Raw genomic sequence first — 20,488 nt, 5'->3', positions numbered from 1 at the left:
GACGAGTCTCGTATCAAATCCTCGATATTGTCAGTCGGATGTCATCTGCGTGGCCGCCGACCGCCCCATATTTGGCGGATTGGCTTGTGATCCTCTTTCGGTCGAATGGCAAGCAAAACATTCATGAATGACTTTTTGTTTGGCCTTGTGCCGGTTTCAGGTCATGATGCGCTGAGCCGGAGAAATACGTTATCCCGCAAATAGTGAGTGCTGGTCATTAAACTGACGGCATGAGTGCGGGCGAGGGAGAGAAGGCATGAGGGAATTGACTGTCGACCTGCTGGTCGCGGGCACGGGGGCGAGCGGGCTCACCGCTGCGGTGACGGCGCGAAAGGCGGGTCTGGATGTCCTTGTTGTTGAAAAGGAAGCTGTGTTCGGCGGGACGACCGCGACATCGGGCGGCGTCCTCTGGGTGCCGGGCAACCATCATTCGGTCGCCGTGCAGGAGGCACTGGGGCGGCCCGATTCGATCGACAATGCCCGCGCCTACCTGATCGAGGAGACGGGTAACTATATCGACCGCGACCGGCTTGAGACCTATCTCGACGTCGCGCCGCGCATGGTCCGCTTCCTCGAGGACGAAACCGAAGTGAAGTTCTACGGGATGGACTATCCCGACTATCACTCGGAGAGCGAGCATTCGTCGTGCGTCCGCTCGATCGGGACGGTCGACTACCAGGCGCAGCGCATGGGTGACCATCTGTCCACCCTCAAGAACCAGCTGCCGCAAACGCTGTTTCTCGGCTTCGCGGTCGGGTCGGGTGTGGAAATGATCGAGTTCATGAAAGCGGGCCGCTCGATCAGGGCGGCCGGTTTCGTGGCGCGAAAACTGGCGAAGCACTTTCTCGATGTCCTGCGTTTCGGCGAAGGCCAGCAGGTGGTGCGTGGACGCGCGCTTGTTGCGCGGCTGTCGCGCACGCTGTTCGACTTGGATACGCCGATTTGGCTCAATTCGCCGATCAAGCGCTTAATCGGAGAGGACGGGCGCATCTCCGCCGCCGAAGTGGAAACGGGTGAGGGACCCGTGCGCGTCAACGTCCGCAAGGGCGTGGTGCTGGCCTGCGGCGGTTTCCCGCAGGATGCCGAGCGCCGCGCCGAGGCTTTTCCCGCACCTGCCGGAAACGTCGACCACCGTAACCCCGCGGCGCCCGGCAATACCGGCGACGGGACGCGGCTGGCCGAAAGCGCGGGCGGCGTGTTCAGCAACGAGGTCGCACACCCTGCGGCCTGGATGCCGGTCTCAATCCTTCCCGACAGCGACGATTTCACCGGAGTCTGGCCGCACCTGATCGATCGCCAGAAGCCGGGCTTCATTTCGGTCACCGCCGATGGCAAACGCTTTTGCGACGAAAGCAGCGCCTATCACGATTTTGTGCCGCGCCTGATCAAGGCCTGCGAAGGCAAGTCGCGGGCCGAGGCATGGCTGATCGGCGATGCCGCGGCGGTCAGGAAATGGGGCATCGGCATGGCGCGCCCGTTCCCGATCCCGCACGGACAGCACATCCGCAGCGGTTATTTGAACCGCGCAGACACCTTGCGCGAGCTGGCTGCAAGGTGCGGCATCGATGCCACCGCGCTGGAGGAGACTGTCGACAACTTCAACCGCAACGCACGCAACGGAGTCGATCCCGAATTCGGGCGCGGTGCCCGTGAATACGACCGCTATCAGGGCGACCCCGAACACGGACCCAACAACTGCCTCGGCCCGCTCGACAAGGGGCCGTTCTATGCCGTGAAGATCGAAAGCGGCCTTATCGGGACATTCGCGGGTCTCAACACCGATATCCACGCGCGGGTCGTTCGTGCCGACGGTTCGCCGATCGAAGGGCTCTATGCTGTCGGCAATGACCAGAAGAGCGTCTTTGCAGGGGCTTATCCGGGCGCCGGTGCAACCTTGGGTCCGGCTATGACTTTCGGCTTCGTGGCAGGGCGTCATGCAGCGGGCGTGCCGGCCTGATGGTGGGCGGATCCGGCAACAATCGCAGGGACGACTTGATTATTTCACCCCCAGATTTCAGACCGGTTCCGGACCTATGAGCAAGACACCAGACCCGCGCGAACCTGACGCCAAGCCCCGCGCCGCATGGCACCGGCGCAAAAGCGCGCGCCCGCAAGAAATTCTCGATGCGGCGACCGAGCTTCTGGAAGAGGCAGGGACCGCCGACCTTGCCATGGCCCAGATCGCGAAGCGGGCGGGCGTGTCAGAAGCGACGATCTACAAGTATTTCGAAAGCAAGCAGGCGCTCCTCAGCGAAGTCTTTGCACAGTGGGCAAAGCCCTTCGTCGCCCGGCTGAACGAGGACCTGCCTTCAATCGCGGACCTGCATGCCCAGTTGGTGACCATTGGGCTGCGCTTCCTGCGCGGGATCCAATCCACGCCGCGGCTTCACGCAATCTTCTATCGCGAGATCCGCTGGAACGACTATCGTGGGACCCCGCTGCACAAGATCAATCACGACTTCGCGCAGACCGTCGTCGATGCGGTGCAAGGGGGGATCGACCGGGGCGAAGTACGGCCCGAGATCAATGCCGCGATGGTCCGCGATGCCCTGTTTGGCGGGCTGGAGCATATCGCGATGCGTACGATATTCGCGGGACGCCCGCTCGACGTTGCAGGCGAAGTGGCCGCGTATGTAGATCTCCTGCTCGGCGGCATTCGCATTCCCGGCACCGGCGCAGAGGCCCGCTCGGACCAGGAAGAAAGGCTCGGCGCGCAGATCGATCGGCTGGAGGCTCTGTTGGCGAAGGCCGGCAAGCCCTGATGCCCGCAACGATCGCCGTCATCGGTGCCACCGGGGTGCAAGGCGCTGCGCAAGTCCGCGAGCTGGTCGTGGCGGGATTCCTGGTTGTCGCTCTCAGCCGATCGGGCGGCGAGGTTGCGACACCTTCAGGTCCGATCGCAGGAACTGCGATAGACCTTGGCGACGAAACGCGACTTTCCAACGCGTTCGAAGGCTGCGCTACCGTCTTCGTGAACCTGCCCTCGACCTCTTTTCAGGAGGCATCGGGTCTGATCGAGGCGGCATCGCGCATCGGCCGCGCGGCAAAGACAGCTGGCGTGACGCAGATCGTGTTCAACACGTCCATGCCGGTGCCCGCCGAAAAGCGCGGGTTCGCCGCACAGGACGCTCGCCACGAAATGCGCGCGCGGCTCTTTGCCAGTGGAGTCGATAGTGTAAGCATCGAGCCGGTCGTCTATCTCGACAACTTGCGTCAGCGCTGGGCGTGGCCCTCGATCGTGGAACGCGGCGTCGTCAGTTATCCGCACGCGCCCGATCTCGAAGTCAGCTGGATTTGCCACGAAGATCTCGCGCGCCTGATGATCGCGGCGATCGGGCGATCGGATCTTGCGGGACGTTCTATCCCGGTCGGCGGTCCTGAAACCGTCCGTCTTCCAGAACTGACCGCAAGGCTATCGCAAGGGTGGGGCCGCGAACTCACGTGGCGCAGTCAGCCCATTCCGGAATTTTGCGATGGCATGCGCCGCGCCTTCGACGGCATCGCCAGCCTTGAGGCAGAGCGTTTGATGTCCGAACTGCGCCGCATCTACGAATGGTACAACCAAAGCCCCGAGAAGCCTTTTCGCGTCGACATGGAAGCGGTCCTGAAGCTTCTTCCCGCAAGGCTGACCGGGATAGAGCAATGGGCGCGCCGGAATCCGCTGCCCGCTGACTGATCGCCACGAATGCTCCCTTCAGCTTGCAGCAAGCCCGCTTCGTCCATCGCGGCGAGCGATGGGTTGGCCTTTGCGTGCCTTGCGCGTTAGGGGCCGCCCAAACGGGAGTATTTTTCATGATTGCCAAGTACGCATCCATCGCCGCTGCCGCCGCGCTCGGCCTGTCCGCGCTGCCTGCCGCCGCGCAGGACGCCGCGCCCGATCCGGACCTGCGCTGCGCGACATGGGCGCTTGTCGCCGGTTCGCAGGAACAGGACGAGGGTCGCAAGCGTGGTCTGGGCTTCATGATGAGCTATTTCATGGGCCGCTACGAAGCGCGCACTGGCGGCAAGATCGAGACGAAGATCAACCCGCAGACCGTGGAAAGCCTGCTCGGCAATGTCGAGAAAGCGAACGAGACCTGCGCCCCGCTTGCACAAAGCTTCGGCGCGCGCCTTGGCCAGACGATCAACGGCCTGCAGCCGCCGGCACCGGCCAACGAACAGGCTGGCGAGGGGCGCTGATCAGCCCTCGCGGCTGACGCGGAACTTGCGCCAGCCCTGAACCGCCGCGATTAAAGCGAAAGAGATGGGGATGAGCCACGCGGTTAGTCCCCATCCGCTTTTCACGTCCACTACCTCGGCGATCCAGCCCAGAACCAGCAATCCGAGTAGCGGCAGGACGGCAAGTTGCCAGTAGCTGATCTGCGCCAAGGCGTATCGTTTCCGCTCGTCAACGGGCATGCCCCGCATGGCCGTTTTTCGATGCTGCAGCCGGAACTCGGGCGCCGCGTACATTTGCTTGATCGCAAGAAATAACGGCAAGCAGATCACGACGCCGAACCCGAAGAAAACAAGGCTTTTTTCGCCAATATCAAGAGCGGAGAGCGCGGCGGCGAAGACCAGGATTGCCGCAATGACGCCAATCAGTGACCAACGCATTGCGTGCCGGAAGTCGGCAATAAACTCGTCACGCTCTGCCGACGTTATCCTATATGCAGAGCCCGTCCCGTACTTACGGTAGATGTAGCCATCGCCATCGGGTTCGAACTGCTTCTCGAAGGCTTTGACCGCTTTGTTGCGACGCTTGAAAGGGTTCACTGCGCCGCCCGGATCATCGCCTCGATATCGGCGAACTTCTCTCGCGGGGCGCCGTCGCGGGCGGCCGAGGCTTCGGCTTCCTCGATCTTCTTCCAGTCGCGGAAGGTCACGATGTCGAGCCCTCGCGCGGCTGCCAGTTCGTCGAAACCGGGGCGGCCTTTCTTGCTGCCGTTGCCGAGCAGGCCCGCATCGATGTCTTCGGCGATCTTGTCGACGATGGCGAAGCCGTCGGGCTTGTTCGTGCCGATCGTTCCCGAAGGGCCGCGCCGCGCCCAGCCGACGCAGTACAGCCCGGTAAGGATGCGGCCGTCGTCGTTGGCGAAGCGGCCAAGGCGTTCGTCGAACGGCACGCCGGGGATATTGGCGGTGTGATAGCCGATGCAGCTGACCACCAGGCCGCAGGGAATAGTGTAGGTCTCACCCGTACCGACGGCGCGGCCGGTCTTTACTTCGGTCCGCTCGACTTCGATGCCGGTCACCTTGCTGCCGTCGCCAAGGATCGCCTTGGGGCTGGCGAAAAAGTCGAACTCGATCTCGATCGGTTTTTCGGCGTGGATGTGTTCGGGGATCGCGGCAAAGCTGCGCAAGTGGTTCACCGACTTGCGCAGGCCCGGCTCCAGCATGGCGTCGTCGACTTCGGGCGGAAGGTCCGCGCTGTCGACGTGCGGACTGGCGCGGTCGAGCTTCATCAGTTCGGAAAGTTCCTTGGGCGTCATCATGATCTGGTGCGGGCCACGCCGTCCCAGCAGCACGATGCGCGAGATGTTCGAACCTTTCAGGATGTCGAGGGCGTGGGCGGCGATGTCCGATCCTTCGAACTCGGCCTCGGTCTTGGAAAGGATGCGCGATACGTCGAGCGCGACGTTGCCCATGCCGATGACGACTGCGGTTTCGCCCGACAGGTCAGGATCCAGATTGCGGAACTGGGGGTGCGAATTGTACCAGCCGACGAAAGCGGCGCTGCCATAGACGCCGGCCTGCTCCTCGCCCTCGATGCCCAGTTTCCGATCGTGCGGGGCGCCGGTCGCGATGACGACCGCGTCGTACAGGCTGCGCAGTTCCTCTACCGAGATGTCCTTGCCGACCGAGATATTGCCGACGAAGCGAACGTTTTCGGTCAGTGCCGTCTTCTCGTACCGACCGGAAACCGCCTTGATCGTCTGGTGATCGGGCGCAACGCCGGTGCGGATCAGGCCGTATGGTACGGGAAGACGGTCGAACACGTCGACGCGGACGTCGTCACCCCAATGCTTCAGGGCCGCTTCTGCCGTGTAGTATCCGGCCGGACCCGAACCGATCACCGCGATATGGCGCAACTGTTGTCCCCCGCAAGCTGGTTGTCTTGTCGAGGCAGGCTATCGAACGCGATGAAAAAGGGAAGAGGCTTGCGTACCTTAGCAGTTCACAAGCGCTTCCTTGCCGTCGAGGAACTCGGCAAGGCGCGGGGCGATACGATCCGGTACCGCAAGTGGGAGGAGATGGCCGCCGGTCCGCACTTCGAACGTTTCGGCCTGCGGGATCAGGCAGGCCAGGGCGCGTTGATGCGCGATCGGCACGATGGCATCCTCTGCCATCCCGGCCAGCAGCACCGGCATGCGCAGGAACGGCAGCATCGGCGCGGCCGACCAGCTGGCAAGGGCGGCGACCTGGCAGCCCACACCTGCGGGTGTAGGTGTCTTGAAACGGCGCATCAGCCCCGCGCTCGCCCCGCCTTCGTGCAGCAGGGCGCGGAAGTTTTCGGCCAAGAGGGACGGGTCGATATATTCGGTCGGATCGAGAATGCGGCGCAGGACTTCGGGATTGGCGATCGGCAGCGGCAGGCCCGATGTCGTCGCCACCAGGGCCAGCCTTTCCACCTTGCGCGGCGCGGATACCGCGATCTGCTGTGCCAGTGCGCCGCCCCACGAAAAGCCAAGCGCCGCGAACGGCCTGCCGGGGAATTCGCGTTCCATCAGGCTGACCATGCAGCGTGCCATGCGCTGCATGGTGTATGGCAACACGGGATCCGGCGACTTTCCGCTTCCCGGCATTTCGGGGCACAGGACCGGACGGCCGGGGAACGCGCGCGACAGGTCATCCATCAGTTCCGCATTGAAGCCGATGCCGTTCAGCATGAGCAGGGGAACCGCGTCGGGCGACGAATCCGACCCCTTGTATCCGATCCGAAGAGTCAGGCCTTCGATCGTGGATTTGCGAAAAGTGAATGGCATGAGGCCTGCCGCGCTAGCAGGTTCCGGCTCGATGGAATAGCCGACTATTGGTCTGGTCCGCGCGTCTTGCGACGCCCGATGCGTGTTCCTTGCTGACATGGGCACAGGCAATCGCTAATGGCGCGCACATGACCGAACTCGCGAACATCCGCAATTTTAGCATCATTGCCCATATCGACCATGGCAAATCGACGCTGGCCGACCGCCTGATCCAGTTCACCGGCGGCCTGACAGAGCGCGAGATGAGCGCGCAAGTCCTTGATAACATGGACATCGAGAAAGAGCGCGGTATTACCATCAAGGCGCAGACCGTGCGCCTCAACTATACCGCGAAAAACGGCGAGACCTATGAGCTGAACCTCATGGACACGCCGGGCCACGTCGACTTCGCCTACGAAGTGTCGCGCAGCCTTGCCGCCTGCGAGGGCGCGTTGCTGGTCGTGGACGCGGCGCAGGGGGTCGAGGCGCAGACGCTGGCCAACGTTTACCAGTCGATCGAGCATGACCACGAGATCGTGCCCGTCATCAACAAGATCGACCTTCCCGCCGCCGAGCCGGAAAAAGTGAAGACCGAGATTGAGGACATCATCGGCATCGACGCTAGCGATGCGGTGCTGGCCAGCGCGAAGTCGGGCATCGGCATCGAGGAAATCCTTGAACAGATCGTCGAAAAGATCCCGTCGCCTGCCGGCGACCGCGACGCACCGCTTAAGGCCATGCTGGTCGATTCGTGGTACGATCCCTACCTCGGCGTCGTCATTCTGGTTCGCGTCATGGACGGGGTCATCAAGAAGGGCCTGAACGTCAAGTTCATGCAAGGGCAGACCGAGCACCTGATCGACCGTGTCGGCTGCTTCACGCCCAAGCGTACCGACCTTTCCGAATTGGGGCCGGGCGAAATCGGCTTCATCACCGCGCAAATCAAGGAAGTCGAACAGGCCAAGGTCGGCGACACGATTACGACGGTAAAGAACGGCGCGACCAAGGCGCTGCCAGGCTACAAGGAAGTTCAGCCGGTCGTCTTCTGCGGCCTGTTTCCGGTCGACGCGAACGACTTCGACAAGCTGCGCGAATCGATCGCCAAGCTGCGTTTGAACGACGCCAGCTTCTCGTTCGAAATGGAATCGAGCGCGGCGCTGGGCTTCGGCTTCCGCTGCGGTTTCCTTGGCTTGTTGCACCTTGAGATCATCCAGGAACGCCTGAGCCGCGAATACGACCTCGACCTCATCACCACGGCCCCGTCGGTCGTCTATCGCATCGACCTTGCTGCCAGCCGCACCGACGAGGCGCGCGAGATCTACCTGCACAACCCGGCGGACTATCCCGACCAGAACCGCATCAAGGTCATCGAGGAGCCGTGGATCAAGGCGACGATCTACACGCCCGACGAATACCTCGGCTCGATCCTGAAGCTGTGTCAGGACCGTCGCGGCATTCAGGTCGACCTGACTTACGTCGGCGGGCGTGCTCAGGTGACCTATGAACTGCCGCTCAACGAAGTGGTCTTCGACTTCTACGACCGTCTGAAGTCGATCAGCCGCGGCTATGCCAGCTTCGATTATGAACAGATCGGCCTGCGCGAAGGCGATCTCGTGAAGATGTCCATCCTCGTCAACAACGAGCCGGTCGACGCGCTTTCGATGATCGTTCATCGTGGTGTTGCCGAAGAACGCGGACGCGGCATGTGCGAACGGCTGAAGGACCTCATCCCGCGCCACCTGTTCAAGATCCCGATTCAGGCGGCCATCGGCGGCAAGGTCATCGCACGCGAAACGATCAGCGCCATGCGCAAGGATGTGACCGCCAAGTGTTATGGCGGCGACATCACGCGCAAGAAGAAGCTTCTGGAAAAGCAGAAGAAGGGCAAGGCCCGCATGCGTGAGTACGGCAACGTCTCGATCCCGCAGGAAGCCTTCATCGCCGCACTTCGCATGGGTGAGGAATAAGGCGGGGCACCCCTGTGTCGCGCCTTATCCTGCTGAACAAGCCCTTTGGCGTCCTGTCGCAATTCAGCGCCGGACGCGATGAAAACCCGCACCCGACGCTGTCGGAATACGTGAAAGTTCCCGGCGTCTATCCCGCCGGGCGGCTCGACCGCGACAGCGAGGGTCTGCTGCTGCTGACCGACGATGGCCGTTTGCAGTCCCGCATCGCCGAACCGCGCCACAAGATGCCCAAGACCTATCTTGCGCAAGTCGAGGGCGAACCGGACGGAGCGGCGATCTCGGCACTTTGCAAGGGCGTGCGGTTGAAGGATGGAATGACCGCACCCGCGCGGGCGCGCGTGATAGATCCGCCCCAATTGTGGGACCGCGACCCGCCGATCCGTTACCGCAAATCTGTGCCCGATACGTGGATCGAACTGACCATTAACGAGGGCCGTAACCGGCAGGTCCGCCGCATGACCGCCGCCATCGGGCACCCGACCCTGAGGCTGGTGCGGTGGAGCATCGGGGACTGGACCGTCGAAGGGCTGGGCCTTGGCGAATGGCGCGAACTGCGCGTTTGATCGGGATCATTTAGCTGCGCCGTGCGCCGTGCGATTCTTGAAGCTCCTGGAGGACAAGGAGTCGGTAACAATGCCCGTCAACGAAGGAAAATGGGATCGCATCCTGCGCGTCGTCGTGGGCCTGCTGGTCATCGCGCTCGTATTCGTGGGGCCACAGACATCGTGGGGCTGGCTTGGCCTGATCCCGCTGATAACCGGGCTCGTCGGGTTCTGCCCGCTCTACCGCATAGTGGGTTTCAACACTTGTCCGATGCGCTGAGCGCCTAGCTTTCCGGGCGGGACCAGATCCAGCTTCCGCCCAGTACTGCCGCCGTTAGCGAGATCAGCGGTGCCGGCATCGGCGCAAAGGCGAAGGACAGGACGACGCTGGCGGCAAAGGCGGCCAGCGCGGCAGTCTTGCCGCGGCGGCTGATCGCGCCCTTTTCGCGCCACGCCGTGATGTGCGGGCCGAAATGCCTGTGTTCGACCAGCCATGCCTCAAGCCGCGGGCTCGACCGTGCAAAGCAAAACGCGGCAAGGATCATGAAAGGCACCGTCGGCAGCAGGGGCAGCAAAATGCCGATGCCGCCCAGCGTCAGCGACAGGTAGCCGCCAGCCAGATAGAAATACCGTTTCATGCCCTGAAGCGTGCCCGATGTTATTCGGGCGCGGGGCCGGGCCCGTTTGCGGAAGGCTGGGCAGGCTCTGCCTGCGGCGGGGTTGCCGGTACGCGGATATCGGTCTGCGGCACGCTCGGCTCATCGCCTTCCGCGCCGATCGGTGCGGGCTGACCCAGGCCTTCAGGCAGGTCGGGGATGCCTTCGGGCACCATGATATCGAAATCGCCCTCGTCCATGTCGCCTATCTCGATCGTGCTCATGTCCGCGTCTTCGGCGCTCATCGTGCGGCGCGGGGCAGGGCGCTTGATCTGATTGACCTTGAGCGGAAGCCGCAGCGGTTCCAGCTTTACCCCGCTCATGAATTGCTTCCAGATCTGCGCCGGATTGCCGCCGCCATGGTTGCCGGGGATCGGCTTGTTGTCGTCGCGGCCCACCCACACGGCCGTCACCATGTTGCCGGCAAAGCCCACGAAAAGCGCGTCGCGACCTTCCTGGGTCGTTCCGGTCTTGCCAAATGTCGGCTGGCCATTGATCACGGCGGCGCGGCCCGTGCCGCTGTTTGCGGCTCCGTAGAGGAGTTTCAGCATTGGCACCCACTCGCGCTTCGCGTCGAGGCTGCGCCAAGGCGTCGCGGCCTCTTCGGCAAGGCCGTATGGCTCCACCGGATACTTGCCCAAGGCGAAGGCGGCATAGGCAGCGGCCAGTTCCTTCAGCGTCAGGCTTCCCGTGCCCAGCGCCATACTGGGCGTTTCGGGTATCTCGGATTCGACGCCGAGATCTCGGGCGGTGTCGATTACCTCGTCTGGCCCGACGTCCTGTGCGATGCGGATCGCGGCGGTATTGCTGGAAATCGCAAAGGCACGCGATAGCGGGATCTGGCCGTAATAGCCGGAATAGGCATTTTTCGGCTGCCACCCGTCGATTTCGATCGGGCCGTCCTCGATCAGCGTATCCGCCGTCGCGCCGTCGCGGATCGCCGCGAAATAGTCGAACAGCTTGAAGGTCGAACCCGGCTGGCGCTTGGCGGTCGTCGCGCGGTTGAACGCCTCGGGCGTCCATTTCTTGCCGCCGACCATCGCCGCGATTGCGCCATTGGGTCGCATCGCGATCAGCGCCACTTCCGCCCCGCCAAGCCGCGCGTTGCGCACGACGCGTTCGGCGCGGGCCTGCGCGTCAGGCTCCAGAGTGGTCTGTACCGATCCGGAGAAACCTTCGGGCAGTTGCGGCATGAGCCAGTCGACGAACCACGTGCCGCTGGGGCCTTCGTCGTCTTCGGCACCCGGCGTTACCTTGGGGTCGGGTTCTTCCTTCGCTTCATCCTCGGTGATGAAGCCGGCATATGCCATTGCGCCCAGCACGACGCGCATGCGTTCGAACGATGCTTCGCGGTTTTCCAGCGGCGAGAGGCGGGAAGGGGCCTTCACCATGCCTGCCAAAAGTGCGGCTTGGCCAAGCGTCAGGTCTTCGGGCGAACGGTCGAAATAGTGATGCGATGCCGCGACAAGGCCGTATTGCCCTTCACCGAAGTAACAGAGTTCGAGATAGCGCGAGAGGATCTCGTTCTTGCTCATCCACATTTCGGCCCAGTCGGCCAGAAGCATTTCCTTGCCCTTGCGCACGAACGTTCGGTCCTGCGTAAGGAAGGCGTTCTTCACGTATTGCTGCGTGATGGTAGAGCCGCCCTGAACCACGCCGCCGGCCTTCAGGTTCGTGACAGTCGCGCGGGCAAGACCGCGGAAATCGACCCCACCGTGTTCGTAAAACCGCCTGTCCTCGATCGCGAGGAAGGCCTGAACCACGTGGTCGGGCAGTTCCTCCGCATTGACGGGCACGGCGGATTTGGGGCCGCGATGGGCGATTACCGTACCGTCGGTGGCAAGAAAATCGATGCCCTGCGGCGGGGGAGGGCCGCCCAGCTTCCATGGCGGGGCGGCATATATTTCCCACCCGACGAACAGGACCAGTGCGGCGAGAAGCCCCTGGAACCAGAACGGCCAGCCGCGAACAACATTGTAACCCCGGCCAGCCGCATCGGCGTAACGGTTATCTTTTAAAGGCTGCGTGCCCATTCATTCGTCCGCAAATAGGGGGCATTCGGTTAACAAACGCGCGGGAATTCGGATCCGGGTTCTCTTTAGCGCCGAAAACCGGCCTGACAAACCAGGCACGCGATCAACTTTGTTGCATGTCGCTAAAGGCTGCAGAACCTGCCGTGCGGATCATGGATATCCCTTATGCCGGATTGCGTGGCACCTTAACTCCAAATCCACGAGGCTGAACGCCCGGACGTACGCGGCGGCAGGCATCCCGCCGCGACCAAATATGCATAGTGCAGACTGAAATTCATATAAATGAGCATATTTTATGTATTTGTACATAGCAGTTATTTGCATGTGTCGCGCTTGATCGTTAATTAACCTGATAATGCGGGCTATTTACGCGCAGATGTATGCGATTTTAGGTCAGTTAATATTTTCGAAAGTACCCGGTTTAACCCTTGATTAGTCGGGCCAGCCTTAGTGAGTGTTCCTGGGCGGCGCGATCCAAATCATCCCGATCTGGTCGTGCCGTGTGTTGGAGCGGCTGTGGTGGAGCGGCGGGGCAATGGGTTTTGTGACCAAAGCGCGGCACAGTCTGGGGCTCGTCGGTCTCTCTCCGATCGAATGCGCGAAGATCGCGACATTCATCGAGAGCGAGGCCGAAGATGCCGGTTGCCCGTGGCTGGTCCTCCACTCCGATAGCTGCGACGCGCTGATCGTCCCCTCGGACGTCGAATTCAGCGCCGATCCCTACCAGGTTCTCATCAGGCTCGTGCGCTTCGGTAACCAGCCGATTGACGGTGAACTGTGCATCACCACCCCGCTCAGCGCGGCGGAACTGATAAATATCCTCAAGAAGGCGCAGGACAACCTCTCGACGCGGTCGCGTTCGAATGACGTCGCGCCGATGAAGGTGAAGATGGAAGACTGGGGCGCGGTCCCGGCCAACGATCGCCACCACGTGCCGGCTGGCTTCGGCACGCCGACCCCGCACCACATGACCAACGGTTCGGCAGCCCTCAAGACCGAGGCCTGGCCGGTCACTGCCGACGGCAGTCCGCATCCGGCAACGCAGCCCAGCGCGATGCACGCGCCGGTGCAGCAGCCGCATCCGGTTGCCCCGCCGCAGCCAGTGACCGCCAATGCCAGCCACGGCGACGCCCACGAATTTTCCGCCGCATGGGACCAGATCGCGGTCGCGCTCTATTCCATCGTGCAGAACTCCGCCCCCGCGGTTGCCGAAATCCGTGTCGAGAACCTCGATATGATCCGCATCGATTTCCGCTTCCGGGCCTACAACTCGCGCATTCCGCTGGAACAGGTGGCCGCCAACGGCAGCCGCATCGCAATCCGTTCCACACTGGTGGAGGCGTTTCGCCCGCCCATCGTCAACCTGCCGGGTGAATCGCTGGACAAGCTGTTCTGGTTCATCGGCAGTCAGGCTTTCCACGGCACCGGCGCGCCCTGGCTGAAGCCGGAGGATCGCTATCGCCTGCGCCGCTGGCCCAACTTTACCGAGCTGAACCACGCGGTCGCCGACATGCGCGCTGCGGCAGCCATCGGTAACTGCTTCCTCAATGCCGCCGAACTCGCTTCGGCAGCGGGGATCTCTGTGGAGAGCGCGACACGCACGCTCAACGCCTATTCGCTGATGGGTCTCCTCGAGATCCAGACCGACAAGACGGCAGCGCCCGCAACCTTCAAGCCGCCGGCGCAGAAGGAAGGCGGCGGCGGTCTCTTCTCCAAATTACGCACCAAGCTGGGGCTCTGATCGATGGCTGAACACGTCATACTTTTCGCGGGCCCCATGGGGGCGGGCAAGACGACGGCGATCGAAAGCCTGTCGGAGATCGAGACGATCCGCACCGAGGCGACCAACACCGACCGCGAAACCGCCGACAAGGACACGACCACGGTCGCGCTCGATTACGGCGAGATCACGGTGAGCGATGAGGACAAGGTGCGTCTTTACGGCGTGCCCGGCCAGCGCCGCTTCAACTTCATGTGGACCATTCTGAAGGAACGTGCCGTCGGGCTCATCCTGCTGGTCAACAATGACGCGGCCGACCCGATCGAGGAACTGGATGCGTTTCTGGAAGAATTTGGCGAACTTCACGAAAAGGGCGGCATCGTCGTGTGCGTGACGCGCAGCGACGTCGCGCCGACGCCGTATCTCGACAAGTACGCCGAACGCATTCGCGAAGTGATGCCGGGACGCATGATCCCCGTCTTCACCGCCGATGCCCGCAACGCCGATCAGATGCGCACCGCACTCATGAGCCTGATCGCAAACATCGAAATGACGGCGATGATCGCCGGTAATCAGGAGCGCGCGGCATGACCGAGCAAGTTAGCGCACATAAGGACCCCGTCGTGATCGCGTTCGCGAACGAGGTTCTGGATGGATTTTCCGACGTCTGCAGGTCGCTGCGTTATGCGACGTTCCTGACGGACGACGGCTTCGAAGTCGCCAGCATTGCGGGCGATGAAAAACAGAATCGGCGCGTCGCCTCCATGGCCAGCTCGATGCAGGCCCTGGGCGATGCAGTCGCCAAGGACCTCAGGATCGGGGGCGCCGAGTACATCATCATCGCGGCGGAAACCGGTTACGTGATCCAGATGCGGGTGCCCGAGCATGCGATGGTGCTGGCCGCGCATTTCGACGCGGCTGAAACGGTGGGCAAGGCGCTCTCGGTCGTGCGGCTCGCCGCCTCCAACATGCGAACACTTGTCCGGGACAAGGCAGCGTAAAGGGTCACCGAATTTGGCGGGACGGAGACCGACACAGATAAACCGCTCATGAAAAGGAAAAGAAGAATGGCTAGCATCAATGAAGCTATGGAAGACCTGATGACCATCGACGGCGCGAAGGCCGCTGCGGTTGTCGATTCTGACTCAGGGATGGTCCTGGGCAAGATCGGTGGCGGCATCGATCTCGACGTTGCCGGCGCCGGCAACACCGAAGTAGTCCGTGCCAAGCTGAAGACGATGAAGGCTCTCGGCCTCACCAAGGACGCGATCGACGACATCCTCATCACGCTGTCGTCGCAGTACCACATCATCCGTCCGATGGCTGCGCGCCCGGCTGTGTTCATCTATCTCGTCCTCGACAAGAGCAAGTCAAACCTGGCGCTCGCCCGCATCAAGACGGCCGAGTGCGAATCGAACATGACGCTCTGATCGTATCGTGAAAGCCGCGGCGGGGCCGCACGAACCCGAACCTCCGGTTCGCCCGAACGACGGGGCGGTCTTATGCAGGCCGCCCCGTTTTCGTTGTTTCAGCCCGCGAAACCGGCACTGCCGCGTTTCGTGGACAGAGCCGCAAGCTTCACTTGGCGTTCAGTATGGGCGAGGCTATAGGCTCCGGTCATGATCGCAGCTTCGTCGGCCAGCCGCCCCGTTCGCACCCTTGCCCTTGCCCTCGCTTCGGGGTCCATGTTGCTGACCGCCGCCTGTGCAGGCGGGGGCGGTCGCCCCGATGACACGGCCTATGTCGCGCGCGATGTGGAATCGCTCTACTTCGCGGCGAAGGAACGTCTTGACCGCGGACAGGTGAAGATGGCCGCCGCCCTCTTCGACGAAGTCGAGCGTCAGCACCCCTATTCGCCTTGGGCCCGCCGCGCCCAGCTGATGAGCGCGTTTTCATACTACGTCGGCAAGAACTACCCGCAGGCGATCCAGTCGGCCCAGCGCTTCCTGTCGATCCACCCGGGCAACAAGGACGCGCCCTACGCCAGCTACCTGATCGCGCTTTCCTACTACGAACAGATCAGTGACGTTCAGCGCGATCAGCAGACGACGCTTCTGGCCAAGACCGCGCTGACCGAAGTCGTGCGCCGCTATCCGGAAAGCAGCTATGCCGCCGATGCCAAGCTGAAGCTCGACCTCGTCAACGATCACCTCGCGGGCAAGGAAATGACCATCGGCCGGTTCTACGAAGACACCGGCAAATGGCTGGCCGCGACGATGCGCTTCCGCAAGGTCGTCGACGAATACCAGACCACCAGCCACACGGCAGAGGCGCTGTACCGCCTGACCGAAACCTACCTCGCGCTCGGCATCCCCGAGGAAGCGAAGAAGAGCGCGGCCGTTCTCGGCGCGAACTATCCGGGTAGCGAGTGGTACGAGAAGGCCTTTGACCTGATGCAGAAGAAGGCGCCCGAATTCGCGAGCTGATCGCGCGAGGCGCTTTCGCGCATTGGCATATTCGACAGGTGTAGGGGCTGAGATGCAACCCTAGTCTTGCTCCCAAAGCTTTTGGGAGAGAGCGCAATGGCAACCGCCGCAATCCGTCCGGACAACGTTCCGGCCGATCGCATCATCGATTTCGACATCTTCGCCCCGCCGGGGATTGAAGATGACTACTTCGCCGCCTGGCAGACGCTGCAGGCACCGGGCGTTCCCGCGCTGGCGTGGACGACGGCGAATGGCGGCCACTGGATCGCTACGCAAGGCGATCTCATCCGCGATATGTGGGGCGATGCAGAAAATTTCTCGAACGAGGCGCTGGCCGTAACGCCGGGGCTTGGCGAAGTGATGGAATTCATCCCGCTTCAGCAGGACCCGCCCGAACACAAGCCGTTCCGCAATGCCGTCATGCGCGGTTTTGCCAATTCCCACATCGTCGCGCTGACTCCGCTGGTGCGCGACGTGACGCGCCAGCTTATCGCCGATCTCAAGGAACGGGACGGCTGCGAATTCATGCAGTCCTTTGCCGAGATCGTGCCGATTCACGTATTCCTGACCCTGATCGACGTGCCTACCGAAGACCGCGCGAAACTGCGTCCGCTGGGTGCGCAACTGACGCGGCCCGACGGTTCGATGACGGTGGAACAGCTACGCGATGCAGCCGACGAATATCTGCGCCCCTATGTCGAGGCGCGTTTGGCAAATCCGGGTGAAGACCTGTTCAGCCGGATCCTTTCGGTCCCCATCGAAGGCCGGCCGTGGACGTTCGAAGAAGCGCAGCGAATGTGCCGCAACCTTCTGTTCGGCGGGCTCGACACGGTGGTCGCCATGTTCGGCAGCATCGCCGCGCATCTTGCCCGCTTCCCCGAAGACCAGCAGGCATTGCGCGACAATCCCGACCTGATCCCGCAGGCTGCCGATGAACTCATGCGCCGCTATCCCACTGTGTCGGTGACGCGAAACCTTCTTACCGATGTCGAGGCGGACGGAGTGACGCTACGCAAGGGCGATTTGATTTATCTGCCCAGCGTGCTGCACAATCTCGATCCGAAAAGTTTCGACAATCCCGAGATTGTCGATTTCGAACGCAAGCTCCCGCCGATCCGCCACACGACAATGGGCAATGGCCCGCATCGCTGTGTCGGCGCAGGACTTGCGCGGATGGAGGCGATCATCTTCCTTGAAGAGTGGTTGTCAGCCATCCCCCCGTTCCGGCTGAACCCGGACAAGCCCGCAAAGATGCGCGGCGGCAATGTCGGGGCTTTTACCGAACTCCACCTGCTCTGGTCCTGAAAGGCGGTTGAAAAGGGCCGGTGAGGCCGTCAGAGTTCTTCCTCGAAGTCTCCGGGAGAAGTCTTGATGAAAAGCGCCGCCCTTTCCCTCGCCTCCGTTCTTGCCCTGTCGCTCGCCGCCTGCGGATCTGCTGACCAGAGCGCGCCCGAAGCTGTGGCCACGACCGAGGCGGTCAGCGACTACGCGTTTCTCGACGATGCCTCCCGCACCGATGACGACCGCGCCGCCGACGCGTTGCGCAAGCCTGCCGACATGCTGGAATTCGCGGGCCTGACTTCGGGCCAGACGGTCTTCGAGATGCTGCCGGGCGGCGGATATTTTACGCGCATCTTCGCTCTGGCGACGGGGCCGGATGGCAAAGTCGTGCTCTATGCGCCCGACGAGATGGCGGACAAGCCGTGGAAGCCGATCGAAGGGGCCGAGAAACTGGCCGCCGAAATAGGCGATCCGCGCATTACCGCGACGCATTTCCCGGTTGCCGGGCCGGTGCCCGAAGCGATGGCTGGCACGTTCGACCTGGTATGGACGTCGCGCAATTACCACGACTTCCACAACCTGCTCGACTTCGACCCCGCAACTTACAACGCGATGGTGATGGACCTGCTGAAGCCGGGCGGTACGTATATCGTGCTCGACCATTCCGCACCTGTCGGCAGCGGCGCGAGCGCGACGGACACGACGCACCGCATCGACGGCGAATTCGTGAAGGCGGAGATAGAAAAGGCCGGCTTCGAATTCGTCAGCGAAAGCGATGTTCTCGCCAATCCCGACGACACGCGCGACGTCAATGTCTATGACGAGGCGATCAAGGGCCAAACGGACCAGTTCGTGCTGAAATTCCGCAAGCCCGCGTAAGGCTTGCCCATCAGGCGGCGTTGGCAGCCTCATCTTCAAGCGCGCCGGCCAGCGCCGATACGAACTGGTCGGTCGCCGCGTCCCAGCTGTATTCCGCGCCGTATCGCGCGCAGTCGACGCGGCGGGCGGTAAGCGCGCGGGCGATGGCGTCGGACAGGTTTTCGTCAACTGCGCCCACGGTGTCGAGCAACTCGTTCGATCCTCCGCGCCCTACGGGGCCGACGATGTCGATCGGCCCCTGCACGGGATAACCGGCCACCGGAACGCCGCATGCCAGCGCCTCTACCATGACGAGCCCGAAAGTGTCGCTGCGGCTGGGAAAGACGAAGCAGTCGGCAGCGGCATATGCGCTGGCAAGCGCACTTCCGGTGATGCGACCGAGGAAATGCGCCTGCGGATAGCGTGACTTCAGCGCCGAAAGCGCAGGGCCGTCGCCGACGACGACCTTGCTGCCCGGATGGTTGCAGGAGAGGAAATCGTCGAGGCCTTTTTCGGGCGCGACGCGTCCTACGTATAACAGGATCGGACCGGGAAGGGCGGCAATCCGTTCGTCCGGCACTGCGTCGGAGCGGAAAGTGCCGCTGTCGATCCCGCGCGACCACGGAACGACGGGGCCGATACCGCGCCCGACAAGTTCGTGCCGCAGGCTTGGCGTTGCGGCGAGAACCGCGCGGCTGGGCGCGTGGAAGCGCTGCATCAACGGCCAGAACCGCTCTGCCGAAAGGCCGGTGCGGACCGCGACATAATCGGGAAAGCGTGTGTGGAACGCGGTGGTAAAGGGCACGCCGTGCTTCAGGCACCACCGGCGCGTGGCCCAGCCGATCGGCCCTTCGGTGGCGATGTGGACGATGTCGGGGCCGAACCGCGACAGCTTTTTCGTCACTCCGCGATGAGGCGCCAGTGCCAGCCTGATTTCGCCGTAGAACGGCATCGGCAGGCTGGTGAACTGGTCCGGCGTTATCATCTCGACCGCATGGCCACGCGCGGTCAGACGTGACAGGGTTTCGGCCAGCGTGCGGACGACGCCGTTAAGCTGCGGCTTCCAGGCGTCGCTTGCTATGCAGATGCGGCGCGGGAACGCGGTACTCTCGAACATCGCGTATCCCTCAGGCCGGTTGCTTCGCAGGGGCGGGGGCGGCAACTTCCGCCGGTTCGAACGTGTCCTTGCCCTCGCGCTGACGCATTTCGTCGGCCCAGTGCAGGATCTTGAAATTGCCGCAGGCGTCCTCTGTCAGGGCCGTGCAGCTTTCGACCCAGTCGCCGTCGTTCATGTATTCGATCTGGCCGATCCGGCGAATTTCCGCGCAGTGGATGTGGCCGCAGACGACGCCCTCGACCCCGCGATCGCGCGCGGCATGGGCGACGGCTTCCTCGAAGTCGCAGACGAACTGGACGACGTTCTTGACGCGGTGTTTCAGGTAGGCTGACAGCGACCAGTAGGGCAGCTTGAACGCCTTGCGAGCCTTGTTGAACCAGATGTTCGCACGCAGCAGCAGCTCGTATGCCTGGTCGCCCAGGAAGGCGAGCCAGCGGTGATAGAGCACGACGCTGTCGAAGGCATCGCCGTGCGTGACCAGCAGGCGGCGACCGTCGGCGGTGACGTGAATCGCCTCGAACGCGATCTCGATCCCGCCGAAGTGCATTCCGGCATAGGATCGCAGCATTTCGTCATGATTGCCGGCGACAAGGATGACCCGCGTGCCGCGGTGCGCCATCTTGAGGATGCGGCGGACGACTTCGCTGTGCGCGTCGGGCCAATACCAGCCCTTCTTTAGCCGCCAGCCATCGACGATGTCGCCCACGAGGTAGAGCGTGTCGCACTCGATCGAGTGGAGAAAGTCGAGCAGCATCTCAGCATTGCAGCCCCTGGTGCCGAGATGCGTGTCGGAGATGAATACGGTGCGAAATTTGCGTTTGGGAACGAATCCGCGCGGTTCGGGAAGGTCGAGCCATTCCGGGACCCGTCCGGGCACCGCGAAAGCCGCGGTTTCCTGGCCTAAATGCGTGAACATCAAGTTCTTCACGGGATCGACTTTCATT

21 protein-coding genes are annotated in these 20,488 nt (G+C 62.7%); 14 read left to right on the top strand and 7 right to left on the bottom strand.

Translation table 11 applies throughout. From position 1 onward, the window contains the following. Positions 1 to 256 precede the first annotated feature (256 nt). From A9D15_RS01170 to A9D15_RS01155, 4 genes are all read left to right on the top strand, one after another. On the top strand, positions 257 to 1,957 hold the full coding sequence (locus A9D15_RS01170; RefSeq protein ID WP_066760973.1) for an FAD-dependent oxidoreductase: 1,701 nt from the start codon (positions 257 to 259) through the stop codon (positions 1,955 to 1,957). Between the two features lie 76 nt (positions 1,958 to 2,033). After that, on the top strand, positions 2,034 to 2,762 hold the full coding sequence (locus A9D15_RS01165) for a TetR/AcrR family transcriptional regulator (protein ID WP_066760971.1): 729 nt from the start codon (positions 2,034 to 2,036) through the stop codon (positions 2,760 to 2,762). Next, positions 2,762 to 3,676, top strand: coding sequence for an SDR family oxidoreductase (locus A9D15_RS01160; protein ID WP_066760969.1), 915 nt, complete (start codon positions 2,762 to 2,764; stop codon positions 3,674 to 3,676). Before A9D15_RS01165 ends, A9D15_RS01160 begins: the two co-directional genes overlap by 1 nt. A gap of 116 nt (positions 3,677 to 3,792) precedes the next feature. Further along, positions 3,793 to 4,179, top strand: a complete 387-nt coding sequence (locus tag A9D15_RS01155; RefSeq protein ID WP_066760967.1) for a hypothetical protein — start codon at positions 3,793 to 3,795, stop codon at positions 4,177 to 4,179. Here A9D15_RS01155 and A9D15_RS01150 read toward each other — a convergent pair whose 3' ends face one another. The 3 genes from A9D15_RS01150 to A9D15_RS01140 all read right to left on the bottom strand — a co-directional run bounded on the left by A9D15_RS01150 (position 4,180) and on the right by A9D15_RS01140 (position 6,965). Beyond that, positions 4,180 to 4,755: a hypothetical protein gene (locus A9D15_RS01150; RefSeq protein WP_066760965.1), complete on the bottom strand. Its 576-nt coding sequence runs from the start codon at positions 4,753 to 4,755 to the stop codon at positions 4,180 to 4,182. It lies immediately after the preceding gene. Continuing rightward, a complete protein-coding gene (locus tag A9D15_RS01145) occupies positions 4,752 to 6,071 on the bottom strand; it encodes an FAD-dependent oxidoreductase (RefSeq protein WP_066760958.1) in 1,320 nt (439 codons plus the stop codon). Before A9D15_RS01145 ends, A9D15_RS01150 begins: the two co-directional genes overlap by 4 nt. 78 nt (positions 6,072 to 6,149) lie before the next feature. After that, complete coding sequence (locus A9D15_RS01140; RefSeq protein WP_066760956.1) at positions 6,150 to 6,965, bottom strand: alpha/beta fold hydrolase; 816 nt, start codon at positions 6,963 to 6,965, stop codon at positions 6,150 to 6,152. 128 nt (positions 6,966 to 7,093) lie between these two features. Between A9D15_RS01140 and lepA the strand changes: the two genes are divergently transcribed. From lepA to A9D15_RS01125, 3 genes are all read left to right on the top strand, one after another. Continuing rightward, positions 7,094 to 8,911, top strand: coding sequence for a translation elongation factor 4 (lepA, locus tag A9D15_RS01135; RefSeq protein WP_066760954.1), 1,818 nt, complete (start codon positions 7,094 to 7,096; stop codon positions 8,909 to 8,911). A 14-nt stretch (positions 8,912 to 8,925) separates the two neighbouring features. After that, positions 8,926 to 9,474: a pseudouridine synthase gene (locus A9D15_RS01130; RefSeq protein ID WP_066760952.1), complete on the top strand. Its 549-nt coding sequence runs from the start codon at positions 8,926 to 8,928 to the stop codon at positions 9,472 to 9,474. Positions 9,475 to 9,544: 70 nt separating this feature from the next. Beyond that, positions 9,545 to 9,733: a YgaP family membrane protein gene (locus tag A9D15_RS01125; protein WP_066761246.1), complete on the top strand. Its 189-nt coding sequence runs from the start codon at positions 9,545 to 9,547 to the stop codon at positions 9,731 to 9,733. A gap of 4 nt (positions 9,734 to 9,737) precedes the next feature. On the opposite strand, the gene A9D15_RS01120 is transcribed toward A9D15_RS01125, so the two are convergent. Both A9D15_RS01120 and A9D15_RS01115 read right to left on the bottom strand, forming a co-directional pair. Further along, on the bottom strand, positions 9,738 to 10,091 hold the full coding sequence (locus A9D15_RS01120) for a YbaN family protein (RefSeq protein WP_066760950.1): 354 nt from the start codon (positions 10,089 to 10,091) through the stop codon (positions 9,738 to 9,740). Between the two features lie 20 nt (positions 10,092 to 10,111). Further along, positions 10,112 to 12,142 (bottom strand): transglycosylase domain-containing protein, encoded by a 2,031-nt coding sequence (locus tag A9D15_RS01115; protein WP_066760948.1) that lies wholly within the window; start codon positions 12,140 to 12,142, stop codon positions 10,112 to 10,114. A 454-nt stretch (positions 12,143 to 12,596) separates the two neighbouring features. On the opposite strand from A9D15_RS01115, the gene A9D15_RS01110 reads away from it, so the two are divergent. The 7 genes from A9D15_RS01110 to A9D15_RS01080 all read left to right on the top strand — a co-directional run bounded on the left by A9D15_RS01110 (position 12,597) and on the right by A9D15_RS01080 (position 18,448). Beyond that, on the top strand, positions 12,597 to 13,883 hold the full coding sequence (locus A9D15_RS01110; protein ID WP_066760946.1) for a hypothetical protein: 1,287 nt from the start codon (positions 12,597 to 12,599) through the stop codon (positions 13,881 to 13,883). A 3-nt stretch (positions 13,884 to 13,886) separates the two neighbouring features. Then, entirely contained in the window at positions 13,887 to 14,453 is a 567-nt protein-coding gene (locus A9D15_RS01105) for a GTP-binding protein (RefSeq protein ID WP_066760944.1), read from the top strand. After that, complete coding sequence (locus A9D15_RS01100; protein ID WP_066760942.1) at positions 14,450 to 14,863, top strand: roadblock/LC7 domain-containing protein; 414 nt, start codon at positions 14,450 to 14,452, stop codon at positions 14,861 to 14,863. The genes A9D15_RS01105 and A9D15_RS01100 overlap by 4 nt, the downstream gene beginning before the upstream one ends. 66 nt (positions 14,864 to 14,929) lie before the next feature. Beyond that, the gene (locus tag A9D15_RS01095; RefSeq protein WP_066760941.1) at positions 14,930 to 15,292 is read left to right on the top strand and encodes a hypothetical protein; all 363 of its coding nucleotides are present in this window, start codon (positions 14,930 to 14,932) and stop codon (positions 15,290 to 15,292) included. A gap of 189 nt (positions 15,293 to 15,481) precedes the next feature. Beyond that, positions 15,482 to 16,288: an outer membrane protein assembly factor BamD gene (locus tag A9D15_RS01090; RefSeq protein ID WP_066760939.1), complete on the top strand. Its 807-nt coding sequence runs from the start codon at positions 15,482 to 15,484 to the stop codon at positions 16,286 to 16,288. Positions 16,289 to 16,384: 96 nt separating this feature from the next. Beyond that, positions 16,385 to 17,593, top strand: coding sequence for a cytochrome P450 (locus tag A9D15_RS01085; protein ID WP_066760936.1), 1,209 nt, complete (start codon positions 16,385 to 16,387; stop codon positions 17,591 to 17,593). Positions 17,594 to 17,659: 66 nt separating this feature from the next. Then, positions 17,660 to 18,448 carry a class I SAM-dependent methyltransferase gene (locus A9D15_RS01080; RefSeq protein ID WP_066760929.1) on the top strand — a complete coding sequence of 263 codons (789 nt, stop codon included), beginning with the start codon at positions 17,660 to 17,662 and terminating at the stop codon, positions 18,446 to 18,448. A 10-nt stretch (positions 18,449 to 18,458) separates the two neighbouring features. Here A9D15_RS01080 and A9D15_RS01075 read toward each other — a convergent pair whose 3' ends face one another. Beyond that, entirely contained in the window at positions 18,459 to 19,544 is a 1,086-nt protein-coding gene (locus A9D15_RS01075; RefSeq protein WP_066760927.1) for a glycosyltransferase family 4 protein, read from the bottom strand. Positions 19,545 to 19,554: 10 nt separating this feature from the next. Next, positions 19,555 to 20,460 (bottom strand): UDP-2,3-diacylglucosamine diphosphatase, encoded by a 906-nt coding sequence (locus A9D15_RS01070; protein ID WP_066761245.1) that lies wholly within the window; start codon positions 20,458 to 20,460, stop codon positions 19,555 to 19,557. Positions 20,461 to 20,488 lie beyond the last annotated feature (28 nt).

This window comes from Croceicoccus pelagius, from assembly GCF_001661915.1.
GTDB lineage: Bacteria > Pseudomonadota > Alphaproteobacteria > Sphingomonadales > Sphingomonadaceae > Croceicoccus > Croceicoccus pelagius.
The sequence above is the reverse complement of the archived record's forward strand: the minus strand, read 5'-3'. Positions and strand labels throughout refer to the sequence as shown.